The organism is Pseudomonas sp. CBC3, assembly GCF_037967085.1.
GTDB lineage: Bacteria > Pseudomonadota > Gammaproteobacteria > Pseudomonadales > Pseudomonadaceae > Stutzerimonas.
On sequence record NZ_JBANEO010000003.1, the window covers coordinates 805,969 to 832,097 of the forward strand.

Below are 26,129 nucleotides of genomic sequence, written 5' to 3' on the forward strand. Positions count from 1 at the left end.
ATCCGGTGAGGGTGCCGGTAAATCCGTTCTCAGGTAGCTCTCAAGACATAAACAAACGCCCCGATGCCGTACAGCAGTCGGGGCGTTTGCCATTATCAAGTTTGGAACGTCGCCCTGGTTGACTGGGCTTCTCTATGAGTGTCCGCTAGCGCGGCTTGCTCGCTTAGATTGTCTCAGCCCAGAGGTCGTACTCGTCGGCATTGGTCACGCGGACCCAGACCTTGTCGCCAGGCTGCAGTGGATGCTCGCTGTCGACGTAAACCATACCGTCGATTTCCGGGGCATCGGCGTAGGAGCGGCCGATAGCGCCGTCTTCATCGACCTCATCAATCAGCACTTCGATTTCCTGGCCGATCTTGCGCTCCAGGCGAGCGGCGCTGATGGCTTGCTGATGGGCCATGAAGCGGTCCCAGCGATCCTGCTTGACCTCGTCCGGTACCGGCTCGAGGTCCAATTCCTCGGCCGGTGCGCCCTCGACCGGGGAATACTGGAAGCAGCCGACGCGATCCAGCTGCGCTTCGGTCAGCCAGTCGAGCAGGTACTGGAAGTCCTCCTCGGTCTCGCCTGGGAAGCCGACAATGAAAGTCGAGCGAATGGTCAGCTGCGGACAGATCTCGCGCCACTTCTTGATGCGTGCCAGGGTCTTGTCCTCGAAGGCCGGGCGTTTCATGGCCTTGAGCACCTTCGGGCTGGCGTGTTGGAACGGGATATCCAGATAGGGAAGCAGTTTGCCTTCGGCCATTAGAGGAATCACGTCATCGACATTCGGGTAAGGGTAGACGTAATGCAGACGTACCCACACGCCCATGCTCGACAGCGCCTGGCAGAGTTCGAGCATGCGCGTCTTGACCGGCTGGCCGTTCCAGAAATCGGTTTTGTACTTTACGTCGACGCCATAAGCGCTGGTGTCCTGGGAAATCACCAGGATCTCCTTGACGCCAGCCTTCACCAAACGCTCGGCTTCGCTGAGCACATCGCCGACCGGGCGGCTGACCAGCTTGCCGCGCATGGAGGGGATGATGCAGAAGCTGCAGGTGTGGTTGCAGCCTTCGGATATCTTCAGATAGGCGTAGTGACGCGGCGTCAGCTTGATGCCCTGCGGGGGAACCAGATCGACGAAGGGGTCATGATCAATATTGGGCGGCACCACTTCGTGCACGGCATTGACGACTTGTTCGTATTGCTGCGGACCGGTGACAGCCAGCACGCTGGGGTGCACGCTGCGGATGTTGTCTTCAGCCACGCCCATGCAGCCGGTGACGATCACTTTGCCGTTCTCGGCGATGGCCTCACCGATTGCGTCCAGCGATTCGGCTTTAGCGCTGTCGATGAAGCCGCAGGTATTGACCACCACCACGTCGGCGTCCTGATAGGTGGGCACGATCTGGTACCCCTCCATACGCAGTTGGGTCAGGATGCGTTCGGAGTCCACCGTGGCTTTAGGGCAGCCAAGTGAAACAAATCCAACGGTAGGCGCTTTGCTCATCGAGTAACCCTCAGGACACCAAGCGTAAAAAAGCGCGCGAGTATACAGCTATTTCTGCGGCTTTCGGTGGTCATCTGAGGCTCAGGCGCCAGGTGGCATTCAGCTTGATCGATCTTGAATCGATTCAACCGCCCCGGTTGAAATCCAACGCTGGATCCCGATCCAGGTCGGCGACCTCTGAGCGATTTCGGCCGTGCTGCTTGGCCAGGTACAGCGCGCCGTCGGCCAGTTTGAGGACGCGCTCGATGTTGTCGGCGTGTATGGGCCAGACGGCGATTCCGAGGGAAATGCTGATGTGACCCACCGGTGGGATCTGCTTTTGCTCGACGCAATGGCGCAAGCGTTCGGCGACTCGCAATGCCGATTCGACATTGGTATTCGGCAACAGCATCAGAAATTCTTCGCCACCACTTCGGCAAAGGGTATCGGCTTCCCGCGAGCAGGCGGTCATCAATTGCGCCAGCTGACGAATGACCTGATCGCCAGCATCGTGACCGTAACTGTCGTTGATGCGTTTGAAGTGGTCGATGTCCAGGGCTACGACCGCGAATGAATGGCCTTCGGCACTTAGAGCATCCAGCGCAAGGGTAAGGCCGCGGCGGTTGTGCAGACCGGTCAAGGGATCGGTCTGGGCATCGAGGTTGAGCTTGCCGATGCGCTGATGCAGAAGGTTGATGCCCAGCTGCATCGCTCGTTTGAGTTGCGCGGCCTCGAAATACCAGGAGCGGATGCGCTGGATACGTTCCGCGCTGGCAGGTGCATCCATGCCGCTTGCGCTCTTGGCCAGTTGCCAGAGCGGACGCGAAATCAGCCCGGACAACCACCAGACGCCAACGAAAGTTAGCAGTGCGAGGGGGGCCGTTTGGCGTAACACTTCAAGCATCAAGTCGTCGAGCGGGTGTAGCGTCGCCGCGGTCGGGCGTTGCGCGATGATGCCCCAGCGCGCGGTCGGCACCGCGGCAAAACCGGCCAGCATGTCTTGTCCCTGACTGTTGATGACCCGCTGGCTACCCGACTCGCCGCTGACAACCCGGTCGATGACAGCATTTTCCCCAACTACGGTGCCGAGGCGTTTGGGGTCCGGGTGGTAGAGCAACCGCCGATTCTGGTCCACCGCGTACAGGTATGAACCATCCTGGTAAAAATGCTCGCCGAGCATGCTGTTAAGGATGTTCGGCTCCTTGAGGCTGATGACGCCGCCGATGTAGCCAAGGTACGTGCCGTCATCGTCGAGGATCGGTTGGGATATCGAGATCACGAGCGTCCCGAGCGCTGAAATGTAGGGGCTGCTGATCAGCGGGCGTCGCTCTCGAAGTGCTTCTTGCGCGCCGGGTGAACCCAGTTGGTGCCCGATCAGCGGCTCGCTGTTGGGCGAAATCGCACGCACCACACTCCGGACGTCGGTGACGACGACGGTGTTGAAACTGTTCGTCTGCAACCGCAGTCGTTCCACCTCCCTGCGCAGCGTTTCATCATCGAACTGCTCTGCCAGGATATCTGCGCTGTAGCGGAGCTGCTGCTGCACCGAATCGAAGAAGGTTTCGGTGCCGACGGCCAGTTTGGCCGCGTAGGCCCGATTGGCCTCGAGGGTGCTGTCGATGAGCGATTCGCGCTGCACCTGATAGCTCGCATAAAAGCTGATGCTCAGCGTAATCAGCCCGCTGAGAATCGCCAGCATCACAATCAGCCGCCGCAGGTCTACGCGAAACAGTAGGGCAAAAGACATGAAATCTGATTGTCGATAGGCAGAAGGAAATCGCGATGCATGGTAGGGGGTTTAGCTATGGGGCTCCAGGCCCGTCACAATCTTTCAGCGGTAAATCGAGCAGACGGGTTCTATGGGTAGGCATAAATCAGGGGGCCGGGCTGAGATCTATACGGGCGGCACGCTCGCGAGCCCCAGGTAGATAGCGTTTCAGTCGCAATGCCGGGGACTCGATCCAATGCCAGGACAACGCTGCGATGGCGATGCTTGCAAAGAGGCTGATCGCCATGAATGCGCCCAGCGACAACTGCGGGCTGAACCAGTGCATTAGCAACTGCTGGATCGGGAAGCTGAAAATGTAGATGCCGTACGAGAAATCGCCATACCTGCCGAATCCGGACAATCGTGGAATCCGCAGGTGTGCCAGATAGATGGTCAGGTAAGGCAATGTCAGAACGTGGATGTAGAGCCATAGCTCAGTTTTGGCACTGAGCAGCGAAAGCGCGAGCAAGCTCAGGGCGACCTTCCAGTTCCAGGGCAGATTTCTGCGATATAGGTATAGCGCCGAACCGAGGAAGAAGAACATCCCCAGCCGGGTGGACTTACGCAGAATGTCGCTGTCCAGCCCCAGGCCAGGTGCCAACTGGAAATGGATCAACATCAACATCGCGGGCACGGTCAGCACGGCGAGTCGCCCGAATAACTTGAGCAGCCCCATCGCCAGCAATGAGGCGTACATCAGCACTTCGTAGGGCAATGTCCAGACCGATCCATTGACGGTGCCGGGAAAGGGGTTGTCGGTGAAGACGGCCGGTAGATGAAATTGCGTGATCAGGGCCATGTTGCTGAGGTAGCCCAGGGTCTGGCTATTGAGAAGGTATGCCTTCAGCGACAGCCCGGTCGCCAGTGGCCCGACGACGAACGCAGTGAGTAAGACCGATACGCACAACGCTGGAAAAATCCGCAGCGCGCGCTTGGCGACGAAGTCCAGAACGCTGCGACTGTTCATCCATGAGGCGGCGATCAAAAAGCCGCTCATTACGAAGAACAGGTTCACGGCAATGTCGGCGGTATCCATCGATCCGGTGAATAGCCGTACCGGTTCGACATTGCCGGCTCCCGACAGCCAATAGCAGTGGCCGATGACAACTGCCGAAGCGGCGAAGAATCGCAGGAAGTCGAAGTTGTTTGCGTCACGTTGCACTGATGTGACGTCCATGAGCCATCCCTCGATGAGCTGGGCAGCGGGGAGCCGCCAGCGATAGGTCAACGCAATGGAAAGATCTTGCTCATGCCCAGGGCACCGTTTTCGCCGTCATGAATGGCTTGCTCGATAAGCTTCAGGCGCTTACGGGTATTACGCAGCCGGGCGATCAGGCGCAGTAGGGTCAGGAAGATCGCACGATTGAGGCGATGCAGCCGGGGAGAAGCGGCCCAGACGTTCTTGTCGAACCAGGCTTGATTGCGCGCGGCGTAGTAGGCGCGGAAATCCGAGTCGCCGAGCAGGAAGGTTTCGTAGATGTTGCGTGTGCGCGCCTTGATGTTCCAGGATTCTTCGAGCTCGTCGATCACGGCATCGGTAAAGAGGAACAGGCGACCGCCGCCAGCAGTGATGCGTCGCGTGTATTCAGTGTCGTCGACATAAAGCACCAGTTCCTTCAGCGGCAAGCCGATGCGTTGGTACAGACTACGATGCGCCAGCATACCGCCATAGGGGGCGAACGGCAGGCTGATGCTCGCTGGCCGTTTACCGGGCCGTTTGGCCCACGGCAGGCGGCGCCACAGCTTGTAGGGAAGCTGCGCGATGTGAAAACCGAAATAGCTGGAGCGCGGCTGAAGGATGTAGCGCGGCGGTACGCCTTGGGCAACGTCCGCCTGCTGCGTTGCGCGATAGCCCAGCACCGCGACTCGTTCCGGGCCTAGCAGGCCACCCAGGCGCGCCAGTTCACGATGCAGGATCGACACCGCCGCGGTGGTCGGAGCGTTGTCGTCATCCATCATCCAGATGTAATCGGCCCCGCCTGCCAGGGCAGCTTCGAGCGCCACGGCATAGCCATTCGCCGAGCCTGTATTGTGCGGGAGCTGGATCAGTCGGACCTTTCCAGGCCAGCGCTCCGGCAGTTGCTCCAGCGGCGCCAGCGCGGCATTGCTCACGACGATCACTTCGTTGATTTCGACGAATGCCAGCGCGCGCTCGATCAGCTGTTGCAGATAAGCCAGCCGATCGCCATAGGTCACGGTCACCACTGTGGTTTTGAGAGTCATGGGGTGTCTCGGCATGAATCGCGGAACGGCTGTCGCGTCAACGGCGCAACGCCGTCGGTGAGGCGCTTGAAGCGCGGCAGCGCAAAGACCGTGGACTGGAGTGTCAGAGGTCGCTGGCGGCTTCAGTCATCTCGGCATCGGGCGGTACTGTGGCCAGATCGGCACCGAGAATGTCGGTGTCCCGGTCTGCGATAAAGAATGCATGGTAGACGCTGATCAACCGGCTTCCACTGGGCATTCCTGGCAGCTCGGGCGCTTGGAATATTTCGGTATAGGAATAACCGTCGGCGTAAACCAGCGATTGCCTATTTTGGTCTGCACTGTCCATGGCACCTCCAAAAGGTCGCAGGGTTAAAACGAGTAGCGGATGCTGTCGCCAGAGCGGATGTACTGGCTATCGGAAAGCGGTCTCGCCAGACGTACTGGCGGGGGCGTGATCGTTACGGACCCACTGGTGGCACTGCACGATGGTGCGATCCGGCGAGCCCCATGATCGAAGATAATTGCCCGGCCCACCGAGCTGTTGGCACAGCTGGGCACGTCCCGTGCGAAGCTTTCGTGCCCTTGTCGATACAGCTCACTGTCGGTGTGCTGGGCGATATGGACTGCGCCCGTCGTCCCGCTGATCAGCAGGGCAAGGCCTAATACGCAGGTGGTCTGGACTCGTTGAGTTGCGGTTGCTGTGTTCATCCTTGAAACCTCGCAATTGAAATGGGGTCCTTATCAGGCGGGCTTCATTGGAACGGCCGTTGGGTAAACCGGCGCGACGCTCACCGGTGCAACGGTCGGTCGGGGCAATAGCGCATCCTGTCCCTGAAGCAAAGAAACCTCGCGAACCCTAGTATCGACGAAGGTCTTAATCTCTTGCCTGAATCGTTCGGTTGAAAAACGCTCCGCGCTTGCACGGCAGGTGTCGGGCAATATGTGATGCGCTTCCGATTCGAACTCCGCGACCGCGGCAATCAGGGATTCTGGCGTCTGCTCGGCGTAGAAGATCCCTGTCGGCTCGGGGTGATCGATCCCCCGCACGGTTTCGAGCACGCCACCTTTCCCATAGGCGATCACGGGGGTGCCACAGGCTTGAGCCTCGATGGGCGCGATGCCGAAATCTTCCTCCGCAGCGAACACGAAGGCGCGGGCGCGTTGCATGTGATGCAGCAGCACGGCGAAGTTCTGATAGCCCATCAGCGTCACGTTCGGTGTTGCGAGCTCCTTTGCCTTCTCCATTTCGGGTCCGGTGCCGATCACGATCAGCTTCTTGTCTGGCATGCGCGAAAAGGCTTCGACGATCATCGGAATGCGTTTGTACGGCACCATCCGAGACGCCGTGAGATAAAAGTCCTCCTTATCCGCATATAGCGTGAACTGACGGGTGTCGACGGGCGGATAGATCACGGTCGACTCACGGCGGTAGCTTTTGTTGATGCGCCGGCCGATGAAGTGAGAGTTGGCGATGAACTCGTCTACGCCGCTCGCGGTGCGCTGGTCCCACATGCGCATGTAGTGCAGCAGCATGCGCGCCAGTTTGGCCTTGAGACCGTGGTCCAGACTGGCCTCGTGCAGATACTGGTGCTGAAGGTCCCAGGCGTAGCGGATCGGCGAGTGCACGTAGCTGATGTGCAGTTGGTTCGGCCCGGTGAGTACGCCCTTTGCCACGGCATGGCTGCTGGATATCACCAAGTCATAGGGCGACATGTCGAGCTGCTCGATAGCCAGGGGCATCAGGGGCAGATACTTCTGGTAGTGCGTCTTCGCCTTGGGCAGTTGTTGGATGAAAGTGGTGGTGGCGCGTTTGCCGCCGAGACTGGCTCGATCTTCGTCGGAGAGAAAGTCGATGACGGCGAACAGGTCTGCTTCCGGCCAGGTCTCAAGCAGCCCGGCAAGCACCCGTTCGGCGCCTGCGTAGGTCACCAGCCAGTCATGAACAATGGCGATTTTCATACGTTAGCCTTCATGGATAAAGAGTGGCAGCGGGATCAATCGTCGATCGGTCGGCGACTGAAGTTTGGGAGTGCCGCGGCGATGCGGCAGGTGGTTGTGGACGCACTCGGCATGGCCGGCTTCTGTCGGCGTTTGCCTGAGTTAATGCTTGGGCTGGCCGAGCGGGAGCTGTTGTAGGTCTGCTTTCCGACCATCACTCACGCCGGTGAACGCTTGGTCGATCAGCCGGGATACCTGCCGGGCGGACGAATTCCAGCAGTACCGCGCTACATTCGCCTTGCCACGCCGCCGCAGATCCTGGCGTAAGGCCTCGTCGCGCAGGACCCGCTGCATGCAATCTGCGATGTCCTGGACCTTCAAAGGATCGAAGTACAGCGCGCTGTCGCCCAGGACTTCCGGAATGGAGGCGGCACGTGCCGCGATGACGGGGCAGCCGCAGGCCTGCGCCTCGAGCGGGGGGATGCCAAAGCCTTCGTAAATCGACGGAAACACGAAGGCCGTTGCGCCCTGGTAGGCCTCCACCAGCTCTTGATCGGTGAGCCTGCCAAGCATGCGGATGCGCCGGTTGCCGGCCACATCATGGACGCTGCCGGAGAAGATTCGGTTCGAGTCGCCGATGATGCGCAGCTCGGCTTCATCGAGCCCTTCAAGTTTCAGAAATGCCGCGACCATCCTGGCGAAGTTCTTGTGCGCGCTGGGTGATGACACTGCAAGCAGATAAGGCGCCGAGCCACGCGAACATTGCTCGGCACAGAAGGGTTGAAAGCGCGCGTCCACGGCGTTGGGCACCACGCAAATATCGCGTGCCGGATAGCCATAGAAGCGTGCTATCTCTTTCCGGGAAAATTCGCTCACGGTAATCAGCGCCTTGATTCGTTTGAGTAACAGCGGTGTCAGATTGCGATAGATGGCCCGGAACGCTCTCGAGTAGCTTTCCGGATGCCTGACATAGGTAATGTCATGATGGGTCGCGATCTGGTTGCCATAAGCGAGCGGGGCGGTATTACAGAGCGAGACCAGCGGTGGGCTGCCATTGCGTGCGAGCCACAGCGGGAGGTCCAGTTGTTCCCAGAGATGGCCTCGGTGGCGCCCGATGCGGCGTACCTGCAGCTGTTCGGCGCTGTCGTGTAGGCGTATGTCGTTTGGCGCAACGAAGACCAGGTCATCGCGCAGGCTTCCGAGCTGCAGGCTGATCTGCTCCGCGAAGCGCTGTACACCTCGCATTTCCTGGGTCAGAAAGCGGGCATTGATCACAATCATCTGAAATTCCCCTTTTCAAAAAACTGTTCACGAGTCGAGAGCTTCTGCTAAGAGCCGGAGCGAGCCGCCGCGGACTTGCCGAGGCTGATGATTTTCGGAAATCCATCGAGTTCGATATTGGCGGTGCAGTTGTTCGCCTCGGCCGGGCAATCCCATGCCGCGTCGCTTTGGGTTCGGCCGTTTTCAGGATGCTCGGTATCAATCAGCTCCAGCGCGCCGGTTGTCTTGCCTGCGGATTCAATGCTGATCGAGCGTGCCTGGTCGGTGCTCCAGGCGACGAGAAGCTGCTCTTCAGCGTTACCGAAGCGCATCAGAACGGTGTCTTTCCTGGGTTCGTCGACATGACCAAGGAACTGGTAGTTCTGGATGATCGGGCTGACCACCTTGAGCACCCGATACGCGGGCTTCAGGGCGTAGTTCTGACGGAGCAAGCCGAAGTTGTGCTCCCGCTCACGCTTGTCGGTGCCATCGTTTCGCAAGTCGTACCACCAGTAGCCCCGCACATTGGGCAGCGTCTTCACGAGCAGGAAGCTGCGCGCCAGATAAGCGGCCTGCAGGCTTTCGTCGATGCCACAGGAACCCTGATAGGCCGGCCAGCTCATCTCTGTCAGATACAGCGGCACCGGCTGGCCGGCGGCGGCTGACAATTCCATATCAACGTCTGCAAGCCACTCGATCCAGGCCTCGGGGGTGTTCTTCCCCCGACCGCGGCAATGTACGTATGGGTGCAGCGAGAGGCCGTCGATCGATTGCATCACGCCGGCTTCGATCAGGCGCAGGGCGAAACCGGATTCGATGCCTTTGGTGGTCACCGCGCCGGCCAACACTTTGGCGTCCGGATCATGCTGGCGAATGATGCCCGCTGCGTCGGTGATCAACCGGACGTAGTCCTGCGTGAATTGCGGATCCGCCGGGTTCTCGACGTCCCACTCGTTCCAGACTTCGTAGTGCTTGATACGGCCGCGAAATTGCTGCGCGACGAAGGCGACGTAACGGTTGAAGGCGGCGCGTACCGGCTCACTGCGCGGCTTTTCTCCGTCGCCGTGAAAATGATTGCCGTAGCCCAGAATGAATAGGCTATCGAGCCCCTGCGCTTCGGTGCCGGCGAGATAGCGGTACCAGTGCGGCTCCACCTTGAGCCGGTCGCGGCTGCGTTCGAGAAACGCCCAGTGCGCGTCGGTTCGTATCGACTCGATACCGGCGTCGCGCAACAGTTGATTGCCTTGGCTGCGGCTGTCACGTAGATGCAGGTCATGCGAGCAGACGCCGAGGATGAACGGGTCTTCCGGCTGCTGTGCCGGTGACTGCAGCGCCAGGCCGGATATGGCCGCGACAAGTGCCAGACGGCAAAAATTGAGGCGGGTACTCATGGTCGCTCGTCCCTGTGTCTATAGGCATGCGGTTCAAGGCCGCCATGCGGTTGTGCTGTGGTGATCTGGCTGTACGTCCCGCGATGAAGCACGTCCCGAGGCGTCAGGACATGGGCGATTGCCATACCGAGGAACAGGGTGGAGGTGGTGACTTCCAATACATCGGTTGCCCAGCCGATCAGGCAGGTGCAGAAGACGATGCCCAGCAGGGCGTCACGAATGCGCGGGCCACGGTCGTGCAGGCGCAGCAGCAACGGGAACAACAGCAAATACAGCAGCACGCCGAACACGCCGAGCATTCCCCAGAGATACAGCGCCGTGTTGTCAGCGATGCTCAGCAGCTCCAGCCAGGCCAGTGGAAAGACCGCTGCACTACTGCCTACCGCACCGAAACCTGCACCCCACCAACCCCAACCTTCATGGGTGATCACCTCAATGAAATTCGGCCAGCTATGGATCAGACGGTCGTTGAAGGAAGCAAGCATGCCGCCGCTGTAGGCCTCGGCCTGCGGAATGTTCAGCAGCAGGCTGGCGATCGGCAATGCCATTCCCGTCAGCACCGCAATGAAAAACGCCGTGGCGCTGGGCATGCGATATCCGGCGAGGAACAGCATCATTAGCGTCAGCAGATAAGCCGCGGCGGTGGACTTGTTGGTGGTGAGAAGGATCGCGCCGAAGGCCAGCGGGTAGAGCATCATCCGCAGCAGTCGGGAGCGCAGGAAAGCCGCCAGAAACAGGCTGTACAGAGCGATCATCACCGCCAGATTGGTCGACATCCGGGCGAATCCGGCGAGACGGTCGGTACTGCCGAAGGCCCAAGACTTGTTCGCAGTCACCTCGACGTCGCCCATCATGTAGCTGTACCCCTTCCATGGCACGTGGGTGAACATATCCAGTGCGATGCCTAGCAGAGAGGCCATCAGACATAGCCCGATCACCCAGCTCAACAGGACGGTTCTGCGTTCCAGGTAGGTGCCGCAGAACAGCCCGAACAGCAGCGGAACATAGATGAACAAGCTGAAGCCGATGTTTCTCAGCGAAGCCCCGTGAAGTAGCGCGAACGAGCTCGAAACCACCAATGCAAATAGCACCAGCCATACGCCGGGCCTGCTTCGTGCGTGCGGTAATTCGAGCGCCACTGCTGCCAAACAAGCCAGCTTTGGTAGGTAGAGCAGGGCGGAGATACCGGCGATATCGAGGTAATAGCGCAGCGCCCCGGCAAAGGTTTCGCTGATCAGCAGCGAGGCCGCGATCAATGTCAGCAGGGTTGGCTTGTCAATCGCCAGCGGGCTCGATCTGGGATGCGGTGTAATCAGTGAAATCGGCGTCATCATGGGCTCTCCGGCCGTGTAGCGCGGCATGCAGGATCGATTGGTACTGATCGAGCATGCGTTCCATGTCTAGAAATGGCGCAACGCTGCTATGCGCCTGCTGCGATAACCGCTGGCGCAGGCCGCTGTCCAGATAGAGCTTGAGCATCGCTCTGCCGAGCGAGTCGGGGTCGGCCGGTGAGCAGAGCAGCCCGTTGAGATTGTTCTGGATGATCTCCGGCAGGCCACCCATGTTCGTTGCGATGACGGGCAGGTGCTGGGCACAGGCTTCGACGGCTACCAGCCCGAAGGGCTCGGCCCATATCGAAGGCACCACCAGTACGTCGATGTTGCGCATGAAAGTGGCGGCATTCTGATAGCCGACGAAGCGGACTTTGGCCGGATCGGCCTTTGCCTTCAGCTGCGCTTCATCGTCCAGCTTGCCGCGCCCGGCGATTTCCAGGGTGGCGTTGATTGACAGTTCTTGAAACTGATCGATCAGCCACCCCACGCCCTTGTTTTCCGACAGCGTGCCGATATAGCCGAAACGCAACAGGCCGCTGTGGTTATGACGCGGCGTGCGCGGTGCGCTCTCGCTCAGTGTCGCGCTGTTATGCACCACGTGGCGGCTGGCCTGGCTGAAATACCCGTGCCCGGACACCCGGTCCAGAATGAAGCGACTGACGCCGATTACCGCGGCGACCTGTGCCGAGGCCCCCGCGTGATGCTGACGGAAAGCCGAACACATACCGCACTGACGCCCGCAACTGCGGCCTTTGCTGAACATGGTGTCTTTGGGGCACAACAAATAGAGATCATGCAGCACCTGAACGATCGGCACACCGGCCGCGCTGATCTCGTCCCACGCGGAGATCGACCATCCGGTCAGGTTGTGGCAGATCACCACGTCCGGCTGCTCACGTGCGATCACCTCGCGAACGTACAGGCGCATGCGGCGGTTGTAGCGATCGCGGTAATGCCAGCCGAGGCGCAACAACAGGTTGGGCCTGCTCTGGGTGAAGTGCCAGTAAAGGTTGTGCAGGCCGGCGCGATAGAGTCGCACGCCGCCTAGCGTTTCCTCATGCAGCCCGGTCTCCGGGCCGGTGGCCAGCACCGTTACGTCGCAGCCTCGGCCCTGAAGGCCTTCGGCCAACTGGCGCACGACAATTTCCGCGCCACCACCCACATGGGGTGCGTACAGGCTGTGCAGAAACAGAATCTTCATGATCGGAACCCCGAGTTCATCGGTGCACGTGAGTCAGGGCTGCGCGACGCAACCGCTGAGATAGCGGGTTGGCACGCGGACTTTTTGCTCACGCTGCAACAGCTTCAGCAGGATCACCGAACGTTCGTCTCCGTCGTCGCTGACGAAGATCGCCTCGAGTTCGTTGAAGCCGCCACCCTGCAGATGTACACACTCGCCAGGTTGGAACTTGGGCTTCTCTGCCGGGGCCGCGAGTCGCTGGCGGAGCTGCTCGATGAGTTCGTCCCGAACCGGTGTGGGTTCGCTGCCAAAAGAGACCACTCGGGCGACTCCTCGGGTCGAACGGATGGGATACCAGTTGTCCATGTGCCGATCGAGGCGGATGAACAAATAACCGGGAAACAGCGCTTCGTCCGCTTTGCCGTCACCGGAAGTGCTTGGCTTGTGTGGCCTGTAACACTCGAAGTGTTGGCGTTGGAGATTCTCTTCGGCGCGGATCTCCTGACGGGGTTTGGTTTGGATCAGATACCAGTGTGGATTGTTGCTTAGCGCTGACATGTGAAGCTGCCTTCCATAGAGATGAGGTTGCTGAAGTCCGTTTTGTCGATGTCGTTCATGCCTGCAATGCGGCTTGCTGCTCAATCCCTTCGACGAGAGAGAAACGCTTGAGCAGGCCCTGCACATCGTTTCGGCTGTTGAACATCAGCACGTCGATGATCGATAGCGCAGGCACGAAAGGTTGGCCGAACTGTGGGTAGCTCAGATCGTCCATGCGCAGAAAGCGCAGTGACAGGCCGTAAGCTCGGAAAAGCGCGGGACAGTACAGCGCCATGCCTCCGATGGGGTTGATATAGCGTTCTGCATCGAGCTTTTTCGTGAGGCTAATGACGCGCTCCTGCTTGTCCATCCGGGCCGGCAATCCCATCTCCGACCCGATATGGATGGGTGTCGTGATCTGCAGGTAAGAACAGATGCAGCGGATGGAATGTTCGATGAATCGCGCCAGATTGCGCTCCGGGTGCGTCAGGATCTTGCGGATCAGTGCGATCACTTCATCGTGATAAGGGGCACGGGCGTAGGCGAATTCCAGTGTCCTCAACAGCTTCTGGGCTTCGTGCGGGAAGTCCTCGCATAGCCAGCGCTGGTTGATCGGGTCGAATTGGCCACCCTTGCGCAGGGGAAAGGTGATCAATTTAGGCTGCCCTTTCACCAGCACCCTGTTGCGATTGATCCACGAAGCCTTGACGTATTGAAGGTCGTCACCCAGCACGAAAGCATCGCTGTGGGCGATCAGCTGGAAGTAGCCGAGGTAGGGGAACAGGTAGGGTTGCATCATCGCTGCGGTTCTGAGCACGGCATGTCCCTCGCACGTATCAGGCTTTCTGAGAGTAGCTGTAATAGCCGTAAGCACCGGTTTCATAGGCAGTGCTCGAGGCCTTACGCTTGACACCGTTGAGAATGGCGCCCTTGAGCAGTACGCCGTTCTGCGCCAGCCGCCGCTTGGATGCTTCGATCTGGCTGGCGGTGCTTAGCCCATAGCGCGCAACCAGCAGGCAGGTGCCAGCCTGTTGCGCGACCAGCACCGCATCGGTCACGGCCAATACCGGTGGTGTATCGATGATGACGAAGTCGTATTCGCGCTCCGCCTCTTTGAGCAACTTGGCGAAATTGTCGTGCATCAGAAGCTCGGACGGATTTGGCGCGCTGCAGCCGCTGGCAACGAAATGCAGGTTGGCCTGGTCGGTCTTGTTGATGACCGCGGCGAGACGCAGCCCGCTGACCAGTGCATCGGACAGACCGTTGCGCGGCGCCATGCCGAACACGCCGGCGAGATAACCGCGACGCATGTCGGCATCGATGAGCAGCACCCGCTGGCCCGCCTGGGCGATCACTGACGCCAGATTGCTGGAAACGAAGGACTTGCCCACCGAAGGGGTCGGGCTGGTGACCACCAGCACTTGATTACGAGCCTCGAGCATGGCGAATTTGAGGCTGGTACGCAGGCTGCGCAGTGACTCGATGGCCAGATCGGCCGGATCGGCCGTGCCCAACAGCTTGCTTCTTCCGTCGCGGATTTTCCTGAGCCGATAAAGGTGTTCCTGTTTCGCCGAAAAAGGCAGAGCGGCATACACCGGGATGCCCAGATGTTCGATGGTCTCTGGGCTCTCTACGCCGCGATAGAACACCTGGCGTAGCAGGATCACCATCGCCGACACCAGCAGGCCGACGAATATGGCGACCAGTACGACCAGGGGCTTGATCGGTTTGGCTGGCTTCTCCACCACCGAGTAGGCGTTGTCGATGATGCGCACGTTGCCGATGGTGCCGGCGCGCAAGATGTCCTGCTCTTGGGCCTTGTCCAATAGCAGGGTGTAGGTGCGGGTCGTGACCTGCATGTCGCGATTGAGGCGCAACAATTCCTGTTGAGTCATCGGTAATGTGTCGATCTTGCCCATTAGCGCAGCTTTTTGTGCCTGCAGCTGACCGATCTTTTTCATCAGCGTCTGGTAGGTAGGGTGCTCCGGTGTGTACAGCTGGTTGTATTCGGTGCGCTTGAGTTCGTGCTCGGAGATCTGTGCTTCCAGCGCGACGACCTGGTCCAGCACACCTTTGGTTTCGATGCTGATGTCCACCGATTGCGCGCTGGTCTGGTAGTCGTTGAGCGCTGCTTCTGCCTTCTCCAGCTCTTTGCGTACCAGCGGCACCTGTGAACGCAGAAACTCCAGGCGCTGTGCTGCTTCGGCGGAGCTGCGCTCGATGTTCTGGCGCACATACAGACGGCTGATCTGATCAAGCACGTGATTGGCCTTGTCCGCGTCCGGATCCTCGAGGGTGAGGTAGATGATTCCCGAGTCCTTGCCGGCTTCACCCACCTTGAGGCGCTTCTGATAATCCAGTGCGGTGGTTTGCGGACGGCTGCGCACAACGGCGAATTCCGTACCCGGGCGGGCTTTGAGGTCGGCGATCTGTACGCGAAAGCCCTCGTGCTGCACGGCTTCGTTGGTCTTGCCGCTCAGCAGCAATTTCTCGTCCGCGTCATACAGGCTGAACGCTCCCGCACTACCGGCACGTAGGATCAACTTCTCGCCCAGATAGGCTTCGGGCACATCCAACTGGAATATGTCCAGTTTTTCGCCGCCCCAGGCATAGCTGCTCATACCTAGCAGAGGCGCGGCGAGTTCGCCGTCCGTCTCTGGGTCATGCTGGCGCGCCATATAGCTGCCGAGAAGTGGGAGGTATTTGGGGCGAGTGGTGATGTAGAGCTTCAGCGCATCGACCGTGCGCCCGAGTACCGAGCGTGACTTGATCAGTTCAATTTCGGTCACCGCCTGGGAAACCGAGTTCGGTCGGGGTATGGCTTCTGGTACGCCGGTTATGCCGGCTTTCTTGGGCTCGATCTGGATCATTGCGCTCGCTCGGTAAACCGGCGTAGCGACAACGGCATAGGCGACGCCGAGCAGGGCGAAGAGGGCGGTGATGGTGATTATCAGAGCCTTATGATCGAACGCCACGCGCAGAATACGCGCCAGGTCGATGCGATTATCTTCGTCGTATTCCAGTGAAGAGCGGGCCATGGCAGTCATTGCGGATCCTTCCTTGAGTATTGCGCCATCGGTGCGGCAGGTGTCAGGCATGCGCTGTCAGGCGCCTGGAATCAGCCTGCATAACAGGTTGAGGCTGGCGTTCTGAAATACCTGGCTCAACGCCTGAAGCTTGCTGAGCGGCGAAATCGATGCCAGCGCCTGGGCGAAGACCTGGATCATGAAGTACTCGTAGAGCGACTGGTTGCCGATCCGCTGGTAATAGCGGGCAAGGCTGTAATAGGCGTGCATGGACATCTGGATGCGTTGCTTGCTGCTGCGCATGGAGAAGATCCCGCCCTCATGCACGCGGTAGGCGGCGGGTTTTATCTCTTCGATGAACTTGCCCTTGCCGTGGGCTCCGAGCAACGACCACCAGCAGATATCCAGTACTTCGACGCCGTGCAGCTCAGGCGGCAGTTCCTGCACCAGATTGCGAAAGCACACCGTCAGGGTGGAGACCGGGCGCGCCTGCATCAGTTGGCGGGCGGTTGCGTCCCTTCGATATTTGCCTTGCAGGTGCGGGCTGCGCACCACGCCCTGGCTGTTGAACATGAACGCATCGTGGTACGTCATCACGTAGTCGCGGTGTCGTTCGAGAAAGTCGACCTGGATTTGCAGCTTGCGCGGGTCGATCCAGTAGTCGTCCCCTTCGCAATAGGCGATGTACTTGCCGCGCGCTTGTGCAAACAACCGCGTGCTGAACGGCACACCCTGGCGGTACTGGTTTTCGCGCTGATAGATCGGCTTGATCACGCTCGGGAAGCGCGCGGCGTATTCACGGATGATCGCCGCAGTGGTGTCGGTCGAGGCGTCGTCATGAACGATCACCTCGAAAGGGAAGTCCGTTTCCTGCCGGAGGAACCCCTCCAGCGTTTCCCTGATGAAGGCTGCGTGGTTGTAGGCCAGGCAGACGATGCTCAGCAGCGGTTCCCGGCTGTTGCCCCAGGCTGCCATCAAGTCCTGCTCGTTTTTCAGTTCTATGTCCATTCAGACGCTCGATTTGGTCATCAGTACGTAAAGCCGCATTACGACGGGCTTGGATGTGAAGGTAACCAGCGCCAGACAGATCAGGCCGCTGACTGCCAGTCCCAGAAGAATGTCGAAACGGTTGTCGCTCGCGATCGCCACGAACACGGGTTCTCCGATCAACAGACCCAGGCCCGTCATGGCGGTGATGCGCAACAAGTCCTGTAGCCATTGCCGATGCAGGCCCGGGGCGAAGCGCTTGTGCACCATCGAAGGCCAGATCAGGAACGTCAGCATGCGCAGTCCGAACCAGGCCAGCGCTGCGCCATAAACGCCATGCTCGAGCGCGGCATAAACCACCAGCGGAATGCTGAGTGCTGCCGAGACCAGGCTGAACCACACATGCAGGCGCAGCTGCCCGTAGGCGTATTGCAGATAGAACTGGAAGGCGGTGACGGCCATGATCGCGCTACCGACCACATACCAAGGCAACACCAGTCGGCTCCATTGCGCCGCTTCTGTATCGCCGGTCCAGGCGAAGACCAGCTCGGCGGAGTGAAAGGCGATGACCCCCGAGAGCGGGAACAAGAGGCTGCAGACGAATCGCGTGGCGTTCAGGTAGAGCGCCTGCATGTCGGCGATCCGGTTCTCGGCCACGAGCATGGTCATGCGTGGAAGCAGCGTCTGCACCAGCGGATTGGTGAGGGTCATGATGCCGGTCGACATCAGCGCCACCAGCGAGAAATAACCGTACTCCTTGAGCAGCAACACGTTGGACAGCAACACCTTGTCCAGCTGCGTCAGGATGATCCACAGCACCGAGGTGAGCGACATGCCGGCGGCGAACGGCAATACCGGCTTGACCACCGCCCAGTCGAATCCGGTCAGGATCGTTGGGTTAGGCATCCGCGCATAGGCCTTGGCGGCGAACACCAGCGTCTCGAACAGAGCGACCACCGTCTGGAACAGAAAGAAGTCCAGAGGGTTCTGACTGACATTGGCCACCAGAAACAGGCCACCAAAATAGCGCAGCGTCGCTATCAGGATGTTGGCGCCGTTCAGCCATGCGTGCAGTTCGAGGCCCTGTAGGCCGCTCTTATAAAGAGTGGCGTACAGCTTCAGGCCGACCATCAGACCCATCAGGCTGATGCACTGAACGATGGTGTCCGTGCTCAGCTCCTGCGCTTGCAACCATTGGTGGGCGATCCAGCCACTGGAGAAATAAACGCTCAAAACCGTCAGTGTTGCCAATGGCAAGAAGATGATTTCGAACGAGCGCAGCAGTTGTCCGGGCTCGTAGCACTGCGCACCACTGGCGAGCCGCCCGCGATAGTGCGCAATCCGATGGACCAGAGACGGTGACAGCCCCGCATCTAGCAGCTGCAACCAGGCCTGTAGCACCGCGAAGAAGCCAATCAAGCCGTAGGCTTCAGCACCAAGATGCCCGAGATAGAAGGGTAGAACGAGAATGCCGATGAGCAGGGCGTACGCCTGACCGGCGTAACTCAGGCCGGTGTTGCGAATCATCGATAGCTTTCGATCAGACATGTAGTCGGGCCGCCGCTAATGAATCAATAAATATTCTTGAACCCAGAATCGGGCAGGCTGAAACGCTGTTCCATCAAATCGGTAGCGTTGACCTGTGGCCAGAAGCGCTCGGTTTGCCGCTGGCTGCGTCGCGAAGATTCTTGCACCAGCGTCTGAATAACCGTGTCCTGGATATGCCGCGGCAGGCCTGGATAGATCGGCAGGCACAGCACTCGACGGCTCAGGGTTCTCGACTGCATTTGCGGCGGTTGCGGCTGCAGATAGCCGAGAGTGTCCAGCGAAGGGTAGAAGTAGCGCCTGGGGTTGATGCCCTTGGCATTCAGCGCTCTCCGACAGCGCAGCAACTGGTCTTCGTTCGCCAGGGCAATCGGGAAATAACTATGGTTGCGCTGGGAGTACGGCTGCTGTTGCTGCAGGTCGAAGTGATCGCCCAGCTGGTCTTCGTAGCGCCTGGCGATCTCCTCCCGTTGCTCCAGAATCAATGCCATGTCATCCAGGATGCACAGGCCCATGGCCGCAGCGAACTCGTTGAGTTTGGCGTTGATGCCGATACCGTCGATGGTGTCTGTGTCGACGATTCCGAAGTTGCACAGCAAACGAATCCTTGCCGCCAGTGCATCGTCATTGGTGACGATGGCTCCTCCTTCGATGGTGTGGAACAGCTTGGTTGCATGGAAGCTGAGCGTGCTGACATCGCCCCAGTGGAGAACCGAGCGGTCCCTGTAGCGCACGCTGAATGCATGGGCACCGTCGTAGACGACCTTCAGCCGATGCCGCTCGGCGACGCGCGCGATGCCTTCCACATCGCAGGCGTTACCGAAGACATGCGTGGCGACGATTGCGCGGGTGTCGCTGTCGATCCGCGCCTCTATAGCCTGCGGGTCCATGTTCCAGCTTGCCTTGTCGATGTCGGCGAAGATTGGCCGGATACCTTCCCACTGCAGCGAGCTGGTGGTCGCAACGAAACTGAACGGGGTCGTGATGGCGCTGCCGGACAGGTTCAATGCCCGATAGGCGATCTGCAACGCCAAGGTGCCGTTATTGGTGAGGATGATATTTCGGACACCTAGGTAATCGCGTAGGCGATCTTCCAGTTCGGTGACCAGCGGCCCGTGATTGGTCAGCCAGCCGGACGCATAGATACTGTCGACGTAGCCCAGAAACTTGGCTTTGTTACCTAGAAAGGATTTGGTGACATTGATCATCGCGATGTCCTTATCGGTAGTCACGTCGAGATCGATAGGCGCAAACCTCTGGCCGAGGCCGGGTTCGGTCATGCGGTAGGCTGCGTGCCGAGCGCGGTCGCGCGACGGGCGCGACGCTGGTTGAGCTTGAGAATCAGCCGGGTCGCAAGGCTGCCTGCGTGCGGGTCGCCATAATGGAATATGGCGGTTGCCCGGCGGCTGGTGGGGTCGCAGGGCTCGTTGGCGTGCAATGTCCGGTAGCCCCAGAACAGATACAGATTGCCCGGAACCAGCTGCAGCTTTTCGGGCTTCAGAAGATGATGGCGAATGGCTGCGGTTATCGCCTTTCGGCTCAGCGCATTCTGCAACAGCATTTTTTCCAGCACGTTGAACAGAACATTCGAGCGTGCTCGGCGGAGATTGGGAAACATGATCAAATCACCACGATCATTCCCGTTCTGAGGGATTTCGATGGGCAACAGTACGGTTACAAGGCTTGCATCGTAATGAAAGCAATTGGACTCACGATGCCCTGAAGCCCCTTGCACGCAGCGCAACACCTTAAGAATCTCATCGCTGTACGCAGTTTTCCCGATGCCCGCCTGATAAATGCTTTCAAGCATCTGCCGGAACTCCGGCGCAGCGCCTAGAACGCCCAATAGAGAACTTTCGATCTCAACTCCACCATGGTGCGCGAAGTATTGGCCTTTATGTTTGTCGGCATAATTACGGATGTGCTCTTGTAATGAGATTAATTGTTCGGGCGTAAGGAAGTTGGTAATGCAGGAGCTTCCCTTGACGCTCATTTCCCTGGCAATCAATTGATGCGCTTCGATATCGATGCTACGGAACAGGGTATTCACGATCAGCTCCGGTTTGGATAAATATATGAGTACGGCGATTGAAAGTTAAATTGTTATTTGAACGGTACGCGAAATCTTCAATTATCTAGATATGAGGTTTTGCTGCCTGTTCTTATTAGGCAAGCTACCGCCATTGCAGGCTTTCGCCGCCATTTGGCTTGCCATCTCTCGTAGGCGTCTACTCCTTGGGGCGGCCCGTATAGCGCGGCTTTCAGGCAAAGCTACCGCACTCGGCTGGGTTTCGAGAGAAGCAATAAAGAGAAATACTGTTAACGCAGAACAGCAAAAATTAGCTGTTACGGAGATGCTATCCCTGCGGACTTAATAGCAATGCCGGGTTCTGTCTGGCTTGCCACTCGAGGAAACGTCCTGTCTCGTTTGTGTGACCTAGTTATCATTCAGAACCTGACGGCAGTCAAGATGGGAAACTAAATTTTTTTTGGGGGTTTTCGGCCTGTCTGTCGTAATCCATTGATAGGCAAAAGGATAAAAGTGCTTTGGGTTACCGAGTCAATAACTATTCTTTTGAAGTCATCCATCTTCGGAACTAAGCCGAACGGCCTATAAATTTTTGGCGTGGAAAGTTAAAAGGAAAGAATGAACGTGAGGCTGAACTCAACCTAAGCAAGCGAAGGTCGCGAGGTTAAGTGGAGAGAGGAGGGGGTTTCAGCGAGGCGGAACGAAAAAGGCCACTCATGAGAGTGGCCTTTTTCGTATTTGGTTGCGGGAGCCGGATTTGAACCGACGACCTTCGGGTTATGAGCCCGACGAGCTACCAGACTGCTCCATCCCGCGTCTGTGGGGCGGCATTCTACAGGCTGACATGACGCTGTCAACCTAAAAGCCGAAAAGAAAGCGTTTCTATTCAGTTATTTAGCGGCGCGCTCAGCAAGCGACGTTGCTTTACACAAGTGACAGGACATAGAAACGAAAAGGCCACTCAAAGAGTGGCCTTTTCGTATTTGGTTGCGGGAGCCGGATTTGAACCGACGACCTTCGGGTTATGAGCCCGACGAGCTACCAGACTGCTCCATCCCGCGTCTGTGGGGCGGCATTCTACAGCTTTGGTTCGCCATGTCACGGCCTAATTTAGGAGAACGCCTATTTCTTCAAGCGCTTAGCGAAACGCTGATACCTGGTTTCGCAGTAGCGGCCGGGAACTGCCGGGCCGGTGGAGCGCTCGGGCTGGGCTTCTGATGGTAACGAGCGATTCGCAGCATTCCCCAAAGCATTGCCAATGCGGCAGTACTCCAGCCGACGATCATTAAAAGAATTACCAGTGCGGGAGTAATCATTGTTGGATTCCTTTCTAACCTGACATCAGCCTCTGTAGTTGGGACCCGGGTTTGGATGGACGGTTCCGCTGCCGCTGGTCAGTGATGCTGCTCGGCGGCGCACGGCTCGCACTGAGGGTTGCCTAACGATTGCCGCGACTCTTGAAGGAGGAGATATGAAGACCTGTCTGGTAATCACGCTTGGCTTCGTGGCTGGGCTTGCCGCGATCGGCGCAGCTGCCGCATCGGCCAATTCCGTTGATATCGAGTTGGCACAAAACACGGGGGCGGTCGACCGTTCTCTGGGTAACGGCTCGATGGGCGTCGGTGAAGGAATCCAGCGACTACCCGAGCGGCCCGGGGCAGATCGCGTCGAGAGCAAGGAGCGGCAAAAAAAGATCTACGACGAAGCGGGTCACGGTGATAACGACACCGATATGGAGCATCGCCCGCGCCGAACCCTGGGCGATCGTGATCGCGATGACGACTGACTGGCTGATCGATGAAACGGGAGAGCAACGATGTCGAACACATTGTCTTGATGATCGCTGGCCTGATATTCGCCTCCGGCGCTGCCTTGGCTGACACTGAACTGTCCAATCCGTCTACCACCGGTAACCAAGCGATAGAGCAGCCATCATCCGATATTGGGAGCGCGCCGGATGAGCGGGACGCTCCAACGGATGATGGCGAAGGGTCGGATGATGAGTCTGGGTTGGGCACCATGGGCACGGGAGCCACCGGCACCACGGGTGGCATGGGCGCAACGACCGGTACCGATACCATTGGAGACCGCGAAGATACAGACCAGTAGTCGCCAGGCGGCACGCCCCGGGCGTTTCTAAGTGCTGTCGGGCTACGTACAATGCGCTCCTTTTTCGATTGGGCTGTTTCTGATGCAAATTGCCTTGGCCCCCATGGAAGGGCTGGTCGATGAGATTCTTCGCGATGTGTTGACGGATGTCGGCGGTATCGATTGGTGCGTGACCGAGTTCATTCGAATATCGGATCGCCTGTTGCCGCCGTCCAGCTTCCGCAAGCTTGCACCCGAGCTCGATAACGGCGCTCGGACTCGCGCCGGCACCCAGTTACGTGTGCAATTGCTGGGCTCGGATCCGTCTTGCCTGGCCGACAATGCGGCCTTTGCCTGTACCCTCGGTGCGCCTGCCATCGATCTCAACTTCGGCTGCCCGGCTAAAACGGTAAACAAGTCTCGTGGCGGCGCTGTTCTGCTCAAAGAGCCCGAGCTGCTTCATTCGATACTGCGCGAGGTACGCAAGGCGGTGCCTGCGCATGTCCCGGTCACGGCCAAGATGCGGCTGGGCTTCGACAGTCCGGAAGGCGCGCTCGATTGCGCCAGAGCCCTGGTGGATGGTGGTGCGGAGCAACTGGTCGTGCATGCCCGAACCAAGTTGCAGGGTTACAAGCCGCCTGCGCATTGGGAATGGGTCGCCAGGGTTCAGGATGTGGTGAATATCCCTGTGTTCGCCAATGGCGATATCTGGTCGCTGGACGACTGGCGCCGTTGCCGCGAAATCAGCGGCGTCGAAGACATCATGCTTGGGCGTGGGCTGGTCTGTCGGCCTGACCTGGCGCGCCAGATCAATGCTGCAAAGCATGGCGCGGAGATTGAGCCGATGAGCTGGGAAGATCTGCAGCCGCTGCTCGCTGACTTCTGGTTGCAGGCGCGCCGCAAGATATCTCCGCGCTACGCACCCGGGCGTCTCAAGCAATGGCTTTCCATGCTGACCCGAACTTACCCGCAAGCCGTTGCGCTGTTTGCCCAGCTTCGACGGGTCGACGATTGTGAGCGACTCGATGCCTTGTTGGGCATCGCCGACAAGGCATCGGAGTTCGAGGCGGTCGTCTAGCGTCCGCCGCTGACGTCCAATAGGGCGCCACTGGTATAGCTGGCTTTTTCACTGGCCAGCCATAGAATCGCCTCAGCCACTTCCTCAGCGTCACCGCCGCGCCCCATGGGCACGCTGGCCTTGACGCGCTCAACGCGTCCCGGCTCGCCACCGCTGGCATGAATCTCGGTACGAATCACGCCCGGCCGCACCGCGTTGACCCGAATGCCTTCTGCGGCAACTTCTTTCGCCAGGCCAAGCGTCATGCTGTCGATCGCGCCCTTGGCGGCCGCGTAATCGATGTATTCGTTAGGTGCGCCGAGCTTTGCGGCAATCGAAGAGACATTGACGATGGCGCCGCCGTTGCCGCCATAGCGGGTAGACATGCGTTTCACCGCCTCACGCGCGCAAAGGAAACTGCCGGTCACATTGGTTGCGAACACCCGCACCAGCCGCGCCGCATCCATCTCGTCCAGGCGCATCTGCCGCTCCAGTATGCCGGCGTTATTGACCAGCACGTCGAGCCTGCCGAATTCCTTGTCGATCGTGGCGAACAGCCTGGCGACCTGTGCCTCGTCTGCGATATCGGCTCTTACCGCGATGGCGTGAGCGCCGGCACCTCGAAGCTCCTCGAGCAACTGCTGCGCGATATCTTGACGCTGATAGAAGTTGAGGCACAGCGCGTAGCCTTCGGCTGCGGCGAGCCTGGCGGTGGCCGCACCGATGCCTCGGCTGCTGCCTGTAATCAGCATGACTCTGGACATGAAAACTCCGACGAATGGTCTTGAAATGGGTGGGGCAGTTCCTATTTAGGGCTACACAGGATGCCGAATTCGGGTCCTGTAGTAACCACTCGCTGAATATCAGGAGATACAAATGACTAGTTTTTCCATGGCTCCGCTTTTCCGCCAATCCATTGGCTTCGATCGTTTCAATGATCTGTTCGAATCGGCCCTGCGCAACGACGCGGGCAGCTCGTTTCCACCGTATAACGTGGAAAAGCACGGCGATGACCAGTACCGCATCATCGTAGCAGCCGCCGGTTTCCAGGAGTCCGACCTGGACCTGCAGGTCGAGCGTGGCGTGCTGACCATCAGCGGCGGCAAACGAGAGAGCAGTGGCGAGAACGTCACCTATCTGCACCAGGGAATTGCCCAGCGTGCGTTCAAGCTCTCGTTCCGTCTCGCCGATCATATAGAGGTCAAAGGCGCAGCACTTAACAGCGGCCTGCTGAGCATCCAGCTCGAGCGCGTGGTCCCGGAAGAGGCCAAGCCCAAGCGCATTCCGATTAACGGTGAGCGCCTGGCTCTGAATGAGGCGTAACCCGCACAGGGTCGCATTGCTGCTCGTTGACTGATGGAGAACCCCGCCGCTTCGGCGGGGTTTTCGTTCGTGGCGCGCTTGATTCAATCTAGAAACGACAGCTGCTCGGCTTGAACATAGAGGATCGCAGGGTTGTCTCTGTTAGAACGATCAGGCGAGTTTGTCTACTCCTGAGAAGCCGAAATTGCCTTAAAAAAGCGTTGACATGTTACGGTTATGCACATTCCAGGAAACGTAACCCATCGGCTTCGCCGTCACCGCCTAAGAAATTTCTGGACATTCTTAAGTTACTGATTTTTAAGGATTTATGTTCGCTGAACAAAAACCCATCGATCTGTTTGAAGGCCGCGTCAGACGGGCGTTTGGGGAAGTCATCCAAGAACTGTTCACAAGGTTATCCACAGGAATTGTGGATAATCGTCGAATGCTTCTATGGCGCGGCTTTGCAGGAGGTATTCAATGAAGCTCCCTTGGAAATTCTTCCGCTATTTACCCATAGCGCAACGCGTACTCGCCCGCGGGCGGTTACCCATGGTGCTGCTTGCCGTCGCTCGCAAGCGCTCGGCACGTGGCGGGCTTATGAAAGGTCTGCGTGACGATCTGGGCTTGCTGCAGGCGTTATGTGTGGCCTGGTGGCGGGGCGAGTACAGAGCCATCAGCAGACCCGCGCTGATCGCCGCAGTGGCTGGGCTGCTGTACTTCCTCTCACCGATGGATGCCATACCGGACTGGATTCCCGGGCTTGGCTTCATCGACGATCTCGCGGTGCTGGGATGGGTCATGCGCAAATGGTCCGGCGAGCTGCAGGCATTCCGCGATTGGAGAGACAGCCAGCCAGTTGATATGCAGGCTGACATCGATCGTCTCCCTTCGGTAGATGAGCCGATGGCGGACGACGTTAGCCATGCGCGCAGCGCCCGATTCCGAGACGATACATCAAGGGATTAATCCTTTCGTGCTGCTATGGGCGGCCACGCTTTCACTCTTTAGTGCGTG

The 26,129-nt window shown here is 58.9% G+C and carries 24 protein-coding genes and 2 tRNA genes; 6 read left to right on the forward strand and 20 right to left on the reverse strand.

Annotation, left to right across the window (positions count from 1 at the left end; all coding sequences use genetic code 11):
* Positions 1-163: 163 nt before the first annotated feature.
* The 6 genes from rimO to V6943_RS16325 form a co-directional block, all read right to left on the reverse strand.
* Positions 164-1,486, reverse strand: coding sequence for a 30S ribosomal protein S12 methylthiotransferase RimO (gene rimO / locus V6943_RS16300; RefSeq protein WP_340554571.1), 1,323 nt, complete (start codon positions 1,484-1,486; stop codon positions 164-166).
* Positions 1,487-1,610: 124 nt separating this feature from the next.
* Entirely contained in the window at positions 1,611-3,212 is a 1,602-nt protein-coding gene (locus tag V6943_RS16305; RefSeq protein WP_340554574.1) for a sensor domain-containing diguanylate cyclase, read from the reverse strand.
* Positions 3,213-3,339: 127 nt separating this feature from the next.
* On the reverse strand, positions 3,340-4,410 hold the full coding sequence (locus V6943_RS16310) for an acyltransferase family protein (protein WP_340554576.1): 1,071 nt from the start codon (positions 4,408-4,410) through the stop codon (positions 3,340-3,342).
* 47 nt (positions 4,411-4,457) lie between these two features.
* On the reverse strand, positions 4,458-5,456 hold the full coding sequence (locus tag V6943_RS16315; protein ID WP_340554578.1) for a glycosyltransferase: 999 nt from the start codon (positions 5,454-5,456) through the stop codon (positions 4,458-4,460).
* Between the two features lie 103 nt (positions 5,457-5,559).
* Positions 5,560-5,784, reverse strand: a complete 225-nt coding sequence (locus tag V6943_RS16320; RefSeq protein WP_340554580.1) for a hypothetical protein — start codon at positions 5,782-5,784, stop codon at positions 5,560-5,562.
* Between the two features lie 395 nt (positions 5,785-6,179).
* Positions 6,180-7,397 carry a glycosyltransferase family 4 protein gene (locus V6943_RS16325; protein ID WP_131650356.1) on the reverse strand — a complete coding sequence of 406 codons (1,218 nt, stop codon included), beginning with the start codon at positions 7,395-7,397 and terminating at the stop codon, positions 6,180-6,182.
* Here V6943_RS16325 and V6943_RS16330 point away from each other — a divergent pair.
* On the forward strand, positions 7,377-7,574 hold the full coding sequence (locus V6943_RS16330; protein ID WP_340554745.1) for a hypothetical protein: 198 nt from the start codon (positions 7,377-7,379) through the stop codon (positions 7,572-7,574). The two genes, V6943_RS16325 and V6943_RS16330, sit on opposite strands and share 21 nt — an antisense overlap.
* On the opposite strand, the gene V6943_RS16335 is transcribed toward V6943_RS16330, so the two are convergent.
* From V6943_RS16335 to V6943_RS16395, 13 genes are all read right to left on the reverse strand, one after another.
* A complete protein-coding gene (locus V6943_RS16335) occupies positions 7,539-8,657 on the reverse strand; it encodes a glycosyltransferase family 4 protein (protein ID WP_340554582.1) in 1,119 nt (372 codons plus the stop codon). The two genes, V6943_RS16330 and V6943_RS16335, sit on opposite strands and share 36 nt — an antisense overlap.
* A gap of 47 nt (positions 8,658-8,704) precedes the next feature.
* Positions 8,705-10,027, reverse strand: a complete 1,323-nt coding sequence (locus tag V6943_RS16340) for a hypothetical protein (protein WP_340554584.1) — start codon at positions 10,025-10,027, stop codon at positions 8,705-8,707.
* Complete coding sequence (locus tag V6943_RS16345) at positions 10,024-11,358, reverse strand: hypothetical protein (protein ID WP_340554736.1); 1,335 nt, start codon at positions 11,356-11,358, stop codon at positions 10,024-10,026. Before V6943_RS16345 ends, V6943_RS16340 begins: the two co-directional genes overlap by 4 nt.
* A complete protein-coding gene (locus tag V6943_RS16350; protein WP_181101246.1) occupies positions 11,303-12,562 on the reverse strand; it encodes a glycosyltransferase family 4 protein in 1,260 nt (419 codons plus the stop codon). The genes V6943_RS16345 and V6943_RS16350 overlap by 56 nt, the downstream gene beginning before the upstream one ends.
* A 33-nt stretch (positions 12,563-12,595) precedes the next feature.
* Positions 12,596-13,099 carry a transcription/translation regulatory transformer protein RfaH gene (gene rfaH, locus V6943_RS16355; protein WP_340554587.1) on the reverse strand — a complete coding sequence of 168 codons (504 nt, stop codon included), beginning with the start codon at positions 13,097-13,099 and terminating at the stop codon, positions 12,596-12,598.
* A 55-nt stretch (positions 13,100-13,154) separates the two neighbouring features.
* The gene (locus V6943_RS16360; RefSeq protein WP_340554589.1) at positions 13,155-13,895 is read right to left on the reverse strand and encodes a WbqC family protein; all 741 of its coding nucleotides are present in this window, start codon (positions 13,893-13,895) and stop codon (positions 13,155-13,157) included.
* A gap of 19 nt (positions 13,896-13,914) precedes the next feature.
* Positions 13,915-16,125, reverse strand: a complete 2,211-nt coding sequence (locus V6943_RS16365; RefSeq protein WP_197445700.1) for a polysaccharide biosynthesis tyrosine autokinase — start codon at positions 16,123-16,125, stop codon at positions 13,915-13,917.
* A gap of 57 nt (positions 16,126-16,182) precedes the next feature.
* The gene (locus tag V6943_RS16370) at positions 16,183-17,106 is read right to left on the reverse strand and encodes a glycosyltransferase family 2 protein (RefSeq protein ID WP_340554738.1); all 924 of its coding nucleotides are present in this window, start codon (positions 17,104-17,106) and stop codon (positions 16,183-16,185) included.
* Positions 17,107-17,112: 6 nt separating this feature from the next.
* A complete protein-coding gene (locus tag V6943_RS16375; RefSeq protein ID WP_340554592.1) occupies positions 17,113-18,639 on the reverse strand; it encodes a lipopolysaccharide biosynthesis protein in 1,527 nt (508 codons plus the stop codon).
* A gap of 23 nt (positions 18,640-18,662) precedes the next feature.
* Positions 18,663-19,844, reverse strand: coding sequence for a DegT/DnrJ/EryC1/StrS family aminotransferase (locus V6943_RS16380; protein ID WP_340554739.1), 1,182 nt, complete (start codon positions 19,842-19,844; stop codon positions 18,663-18,665).
* A gap of 68 nt (positions 19,845-19,912) precedes the next feature.
* Positions 19,913-20,686 carry a hypothetical protein gene (locus V6943_RS16385; protein ID WP_340554594.1) on the reverse strand — a complete coding sequence of 258 codons (774 nt, stop codon included), beginning with the start codon at positions 20,684-20,686 and terminating at the stop codon, positions 19,913-19,915.
* A gap of 718 nt (positions 20,687-21,404) precedes the next feature.
* Positions 21,405-21,481 (reverse strand) — tRNA-Met (locus V6943_RS16390).
* A 168-nt stretch (positions 21,482-21,649) separates the two neighbouring features.
* Positions 21,650-21,726: transfer RNA gene (locus tag V6943_RS16395), tRNA-Met, on the reverse strand.
* Positions 21,727-22,136: 410 nt separating this feature from the next.
* On the opposite strand from V6943_RS16395, the gene V6943_RS16400 reads away from it, so the two are divergent.
* From V6943_RS16400 to V6943_RS16410, 3 genes are all read left to right on the forward strand, one after another.
* A complete protein-coding gene (locus tag V6943_RS16400; protein WP_340554596.1) occupies positions 22,137-22,451 on the forward strand; it encodes a hypothetical protein in 315 nt (104 codons plus the stop codon).
* A gap of 11 nt (positions 22,452-22,462) precedes the next feature.
* A complete protein-coding gene (locus V6943_RS16405) occupies positions 22,463-22,774 on the forward strand; it encodes a hypothetical protein (protein WP_340554598.1) in 312 nt (103 codons plus the stop codon).
* A gap of 82 nt (positions 22,775-22,856) precedes the next feature.
* Positions 22,857-23,831, forward strand: coding sequence for a tRNA dihydrouridine synthase (locus V6943_RS16410; RefSeq protein ID WP_340554600.1), 975 nt, complete (start codon positions 22,857-22,859; stop codon positions 23,829-23,831).
* Here V6943_RS16410 and V6943_RS16415 read toward each other — a convergent pair.
* A complete protein-coding gene (locus tag V6943_RS16415; protein WP_181101256.1) occupies positions 23,828-24,574 on the reverse strand; it encodes an SDR family oxidoreductase in 747 nt (248 codons plus the stop codon). The two genes, V6943_RS16410 and V6943_RS16415, sit on opposite strands and share 4 nt — an antisense overlap.
* A gap of 112 nt (positions 24,575-24,686) precedes the next feature.
* On the opposite strand from V6943_RS16415, the gene V6943_RS16420 reads away from it, so the two are divergent.
* Complete coding sequence (locus V6943_RS16420) at positions 24,687-25,133, forward strand: Hsp20 family protein (RefSeq protein ID WP_340554602.1); 447 nt, start codon at positions 24,687-24,689, stop codon at positions 25,131-25,133.
* A 459-nt stretch (positions 25,134-25,592) separates the two neighbouring features.
* Positions 25,593-26,081 (forward strand): YkvA family protein, encoded by a 489-nt coding sequence (locus tag V6943_RS16425; RefSeq protein ID WP_340554604.1) that lies wholly within the window; start codon positions 25,593-25,595, stop codon positions 26,079-26,081.
* Positions 26,082-26,129: the final 48 nt, after the last annotated feature.